Source organism: Ilyobacter sp. (assembly GCF_041583315.1).
In the GTDB taxonomy this organism is placed as follows: domain Bacteria; phylum Fusobacteriota; class Fusobacteriia; order Fusobacteriales; family Fusobacteriaceae; genus Ilyobacter.
Window position 1 is genome coordinate 1 of the sequence record NZ_JBFHGC010000171.1, and the last position, 5,037, is coordinate 5,037.

7 protein-coding genes and 3 tRNA genes are annotated in these 5,037 nt (G+C 36.5%); all 10 read right to left on the reverse strand.

What is annotated here, in order from left to right:
* Positions 1–68: 68 nt before the first annotated feature.
* A complete protein-coding gene (gene waaF / locus ABZA26_RS07265) occupies positions 69–1,082 on the reverse strand; it encodes a lipopolysaccharide heptosyltransferase II (RefSeq protein ID WP_372713858.1) in 1,014 nt (337 codons plus the stop codon).
* The gene (locus ABZA26_RS07270; protein WP_372713859.1) at positions 1,079–2,116 is read right to left on the reverse strand and encodes a glycosyltransferase family 9 protein; all 1,038 of its coding nucleotides are present in this window, start codon (positions 2,114–2,116) and stop codon (positions 1,079–1,081) included. Before ABZA26_RS07270 ends, waaF begins: the two co-directional genes overlap by 4 nt.
* Before the next feature lie 10 nt (positions 2,117–2,126).
* Positions 2,127–2,900, reverse strand: coding sequence for a glycosyltransferase family 2 protein (locus ABZA26_RS07275; RefSeq protein ID WP_372713864.1), 774 nt, complete (start codon positions 2,898–2,900; stop codon positions 2,127–2,129).
* A 216-nt stretch (positions 2,901–3,116) separates the two neighbouring features.
* Positions 3,117–3,193: transfer RNA gene (locus ABZA26_RS07280), tRNA-Met, on the reverse strand.
* A 5-nt stretch (positions 3,194–3,198) separates the two neighbouring features.
* Positions 3,199–3,275: transfer RNA gene (locus tag ABZA26_RS07285), tRNA-Met, on the reverse strand.
* 35 nt (positions 3,276–3,310) lie between these two features.
* Positions 3,311–3,387: transfer RNA gene (locus ABZA26_RS07290), tRNA-Met, on the reverse strand.
* A 128-nt stretch (positions 3,388–3,515) separates the two neighbouring features.
* Entirely contained in the window at positions 3,516–4,322 is an 807-nt protein-coding gene (locus ABZA26_RS07295) for a transglycosylase SLT domain-containing protein (RefSeq protein ID WP_372713860.1), read from the reverse strand.
* A 71-nt stretch (positions 4,323–4,393) separates the two neighbouring features.
* On the reverse strand, positions 4,394–4,552 hold the full coding sequence (rd, locus tag ABZA26_RS07300; protein WP_372713861.1) for a rubredoxin: 159 nt from the start codon (positions 4,550–4,552) through the stop codon (positions 4,394–4,396).
* A 26-nt stretch (positions 4,553–4,578) separates the two neighbouring features.
* Positions 4,579–4,737, reverse strand: a complete 159-nt coding sequence (gene rd / locus ABZA26_RS07305) for a rubredoxin (protein ID WP_372713862.1) — start codon at positions 4,735–4,737, stop codon at positions 4,579–4,581.
* 17 nt (positions 4,738–4,754) lie between these two features.
* The coding region (locus ABZA26_RS07310) for a rubrerythrin family protein (RefSeq protein WP_372713863.1) at positions 4,755–5,037 on the reverse strand (283 nt) is incomplete at its 5' end.

Below are 5,037 nucleotides of genomic sequence, written 5' to 3' on the forward strand. Positions count from 1 at the left end.
AAGAGATATTCCGATATGTTATAGTATTAAATAAAAAAAATCCGGAGAATAACTCCCGGATTTTTTGGTTAGACAGTTATTTTATTCAGTTTTTCTTCTATCTTTGTCAATACCATCTCAGGCTTCAGATCGAGCATACACTTAAAATGCCCCTTAGGACACTTCTTTCCTCCGTGTAGGCCGCAGGGTCTGCACGGGAGTCCGGTATTTTCTATTATCTGGCTGTTTTTAGACCAAGGATAGAATCCAAGTTCTCTCACAGTGGCCCCGAAAATGGCGAGGATATGTGTATTTTCCCATGCTGAGGCGATGTGTATAGGGGAAGAGTCGTTGGTCAAAACTACATGAGATCTTCTTGTCACTTCTGCAACTTCCAACAGGGATGTTTTTCCTATTAAGTTGACTGTTTTGTCAGTCTCTTTTATATTTAGGAGAAGTTCTTCACGTCCCCCTATAAGAACTATGGCAGTATCCTTTCTTTTGGAAAGCTCTTCCACAACCTTATTGAAATATTCCAGTGGCCATTGTTTTGTAAACCACTTGCTCCCAGGGGCAATAGTGACAATTTTTTTATTTTCAAGGTGGTTTTCAGACCAGATTTCACTGATTCTGTTTTTCTCAGCTTTTCCTGGGAAAAGCTCTATTCCGTAATATTTATCGATTTTACCTTCTACGAATGAAAGGAGTTTTTCAACTTCATGTTTACTTTTATCATAGTGTACTTTTTTTGTGAAAAACATCTTTCCAGAGGCATTGTCATATCCAATTCTCACAGGTGCCCCTGTGAGCCATGTTAGCAAAGAGCTTCTAAGATATCTGTGGGGAGTTATTATCAAGTCAAAGTTTTTGTATTTGAGTCTTTTTCCCAAGAGAAAAAGTCCTCTGATCCCACTGTGTTCTCCTCTTTTATCATATTCAATTATCTCAGCCAGATTTGGATTGTTCCTCAGAATAGTCGCTCCTACAGGAGTGGTGACATAGGTTATACTGCTGTCAGGATATTTTTCTTTCAGCATTTTTATGAGAGGTGTTGACAGGACAATGTCCCCTATAAAGGCTGTGTGTATAATTAAAATTTTCATATCACCGCCTCCTTTTCCTCTAATTTTTTAAGAACAATATCTATGATGGTATTTTTTACCTCGTTGTTATAACTATCAAAATATTTATGAGAATAATCTTCAGCGGGGTTATTCTCATCAGGGATGATGTAGTCAATATCACTCCATCCGAAGGTTCCCCACCTTACAGGATGCTGTGTTTTTTTATTTGGGTATACAGCCACGATACTTCTTTTCATAGATGCTGCTATGTGGGTTGGTCCGGTTGAACCCCCCAGATACAGGTGGGATTTTGAGATGATAGCCGCAAGGTTTAAAAGGTCTCCACCATTTGCAAAGAGAAATACCTTGTCTTTTCCGATGCTTTCAACTATTTTTTCGCCCCTTTCATCTTCAGAAATATGGCAGGTGATAATAATATTTAGGTCGGGCAGCTTTTCTTTTATACCCTTAATAAGCTCGCTATAGTCTTCATCTGAAATATTTTTTGCAGATCCGCCCATAAATGGATTTATCACAAGTACCTTACCTTTTATGTTATTTTCTGTCATAAAAACCTCTGCAGATTTCTTATGTCTCTCTTCCAAAAATATAGAACTATTTATCTCGTATTCTTTTTCAAAGAGTTCAGGATCGAGTTTTTTTACAAGGTCAAGGTTGTATTCTGCCTCATTCTTTACAGAGAGAGACCTTTTTTGACGGATTCCCTTGTTGTATGTAAAAATAGAGCTCAGTTTTGATATGGGTCCTATTTTCCAGGGAGCCTTGCTGGATTTTGCCAGTTTGGATACAAAGCTGTCGTTGTAGAGTGCTATAAATACATCAGCCTTGAAATGTTTTATTTTTTCTATCAAGTCCTTCTGCCTGTAATCATCTATTTTTATGACACGATTTATATATGGTAGATTTTTTACAATTTCATAGTTGTATTTCCTCACGAGAACTGTTATCTCTGCCTGAGGATACATTTTTCTGAGCATATAAAAACTAGGGATGGATAGCACCAAATCACCTATTTTATCAGTTCTAGATATTATTATTCTTTTTATCTCCACAAAATCACCCTTAGCTTTTTTTATTTTCCAGATAAGCTCCGTTTTTATACATCTCTCTCAGTTTGAAATACTTTGTCATAGAGTACATAGAACTGGTACAGGCTATGACAAACCCCTCTATACCATCTAAAAATCCCAGCCTTAAAAAATACATTCTAAAAAATTTATACATTGGATTGAGGACTATTTTTAAAATTCCGGATTTTTTACCTCTCCGGTAATATTCCTCTGCTCCCAAGGTTGTATATCTGTTGAACCTGTCAAAGTAATCCTTTAACGTGAGGTAGGAATAATGATGTATTTTTTCCTTTATTTTCCCTATTTCAAGTTCTGTTATATATTCTTCGTGTACTAGATTGTCACTTACTTTTACACTGCCGTTTTTCCAAAGTCTTGTGGCATACTGATTGCTCCATCCACCGTATTTCAGCTCTTTTCCGAAACATATGGAGCATCTGTTTATCTGGTAGACACTGTAGTCATAAGTACCATTCTTTATCTCTTTTATCCTTTTTATAAGATCGTCAGAGAGTTCTTCGTCTGCATCTATAAGCAGTATCCACTCACCGCTGCATTTATCAATGACGGAGTTTTTCTGGGGACCAAATCCCTTCCACTCTTCGTCATAGACCTTAGCTCCGAAACTACGGGCTATTTCCACAGTTTTATCACTGCTGTTGCTGTCTACGATTATTATCTCATCAGCAACTTTACTGGCGGCTTTCAGAGTTACAGGAAGGATTTTTTCTTCATTAAATGTTATTATTCCAACAGATAGTTTCATCATCACTCACCCTATATTTATTTATCAGCTAATTATAACAACTAAAGTATCTTTTGGCAACTTTACAAAAAACAGAAAAGACCGAGTAGGGTAACTCGGTCTTTTCAATAGGTCATTCATGGTTTCTCAAAAGAAACACCTGAGTGGGTAGCCCAGGATTTGAATCATATAGACTTAAAAAAAGGGGGGGCTTAAGTTCTACATGGAATATATCAATGGTGCCTAGAAGTGGATTCGAACCACCGACCGCTCGGGTATGAACCGAGTGCTCTAGCCAACTGAGCTATCTAGGCATATTTGGTGGCGGGGGCAGGATTTGAACCTACGACCTTCGGGTTATGAGCCCGACGAGCTGCCAGACTGCTCTACCCCGCGACACTATTTTGTTCAAAATATAAATCATGAAATTTTGGTGGCGGGGGCAGGATTTGAACCTACGACCTTCGGGTTATGAGCCCGACGAGCTGCCAGACTGCTCTACCCCGCGTCACTTTTCAATTTGGAAAACATGATCTTCTTTCTTTTGGAACAAGATTAATTATATTATACAGATTAATATAAGTCAACATTTTTTTATAATTTTTTATAAAATTTTATAATTTGTTATACATATTTTTAGTTTCTGATTTTGTTATAGTACTTTTTAACTTTCTTCAGGTATTCTGATTCCAGGTTTTTTCCGTGCTCGTCCTTCAGTTCATTTACTCTGCCGGCCCCTAGATTATAGGCCATTATACCATCAGAAACACTTGAAAAATAAAGAATTTGTTTTAAAAGGTAATAAGTTCCATAGTAAATATTTCTTTCTATATTCAAGAGATCATTTTTTTGTATTTTTTTTTTGTCTATTTTTTCTCCGATATCTTTACCTACTCCATAGGTGAGCTGCATGAGACCATAGGAAGGGTCATTGGAAATGATGCCAGGTCTGTAGCTGCTCTCTACCATTATTATGGAAGCCAGTATTTCCCACCCTATTCCGGTTTCACTGTGAACATCATAAAGAGCTTTGGCTACAGCCAAAGCTTCTTTTTCATTTATGTTTCCTTTACTTATTTTTTTGACCTTCTCAATAATGAGCTTAAATTCTTTAAGTTCTTCAAGTTCCTTTTGTTGCTTTTGGATTGTTTCCTTAAATTTACTCTTTTGTTTTTCAGCGATTGTTTCAATCTCATTTTTCTGTTTCTGAATTATTACTTCGTTATTTTTTATTTTTTCCATATATTCCAGTTCTTTTGTCTTTTCATCTAATTGCATCTGGAGTACTTGATTTTTTAGGCTTTTTATAGTCATCTCTTTTTTATAAAGGTTAAAAAGGAGAAGCACTGTAAGCACAAAAAACAATAAAACTGAAATTAGCTTCATATTATCCTTATTTGAATTTTTCATATGAGGATATGGATATAGTTTAGTTTTCTCCATGCCAAGCCTCCTCCCAAAACACTATGTGTTTTCAGAATTTATTTAGAAGAAAATCCGGCATAAGCCGGATTTTATGCTTTCTCAAACTGGTCTTTTCCAACTCCACAAAGTGGACATACCCAATCAGCAGGGATATCTTCAAATTTTGTACCTGCTTCTACTCCAGAATCAGGATCTCCTACCTCAGGATCATATACATATCCACATACAACACATACCCATTTTTCCATTTATTGTTCCTCCTTAATTTTAGTAGCTATATTTTTTCAAAGTGGTCTTTTCCCACTCCGCAAAGCGGGCATATCCAATCTTCTGGAATCGCCTCAAATGATGTCCCTGCCTCTATACCAGCATCAGGATCACCTATTACAGAATCATACACATAACCACAGACAACACATGCCCATTTTTCCATCTTTTGACCTCCACTTTTTAGTAATCAGATTCTTTTAGTTCAAAAAAGGCCTTTGGGGCATTACATACAGGACAAGTCTCGAGAGCAAGTTTCCCCTCATGTACATATCCGCATTTTCTGCATTTCCAACGAACTTTATCTTCTCTTTCAAATACCATGTTTTTTTCTATATTTCCGGCTAATTTTAAATATCTGTTTTCATGTTCTACTTCTACTCTTGATATAAGTCTAAAAACAGCAGCAACTTCAGGGAAACCTTCTTCCTGAGCTATTTTTCCAAAAGTAGGATAAAGCTCAGTA

What these genes read in the sequence shown, in the direction of transcription:
- waaF (WP_372713858.1), bottom strand. Translation starts at nt 1,082, where the DNA reads ATGAAAATTTTAATTATACACACAGCCTTTATAGGGGACATTGTCCTG.
- ABZA26_RS07275 (WP_372713864.1), bottom strand. Translation starts at nt 2,900, where the DNA reads ATGAAACTATCTGTTGGAATAATAACATTTAATGAAGAAAAAATCCTT.
- rd (WP_372713862.1), bottom strand. Translation starts at nt 4,737, where the DNA reads ATGGAAAAATGGGCATGTGTTGTCTGTGGTTATGTGTATGATTCTGTA.
- ABZA26_RS07295 (WP_372713860.1), bottom strand. Translation starts at nt 4,322, where the DNA reads ATGGAGAAAACTAAACTATATCCATATCCTCATATGAAAAATTCAAAT.
- rd (WP_372713861.1), bottom strand. Translation starts at nt 4,552, where the DNA reads ATGGAAAAATGGGTATGTGTTGTATGTGGATATGTATATGATCCTGAG.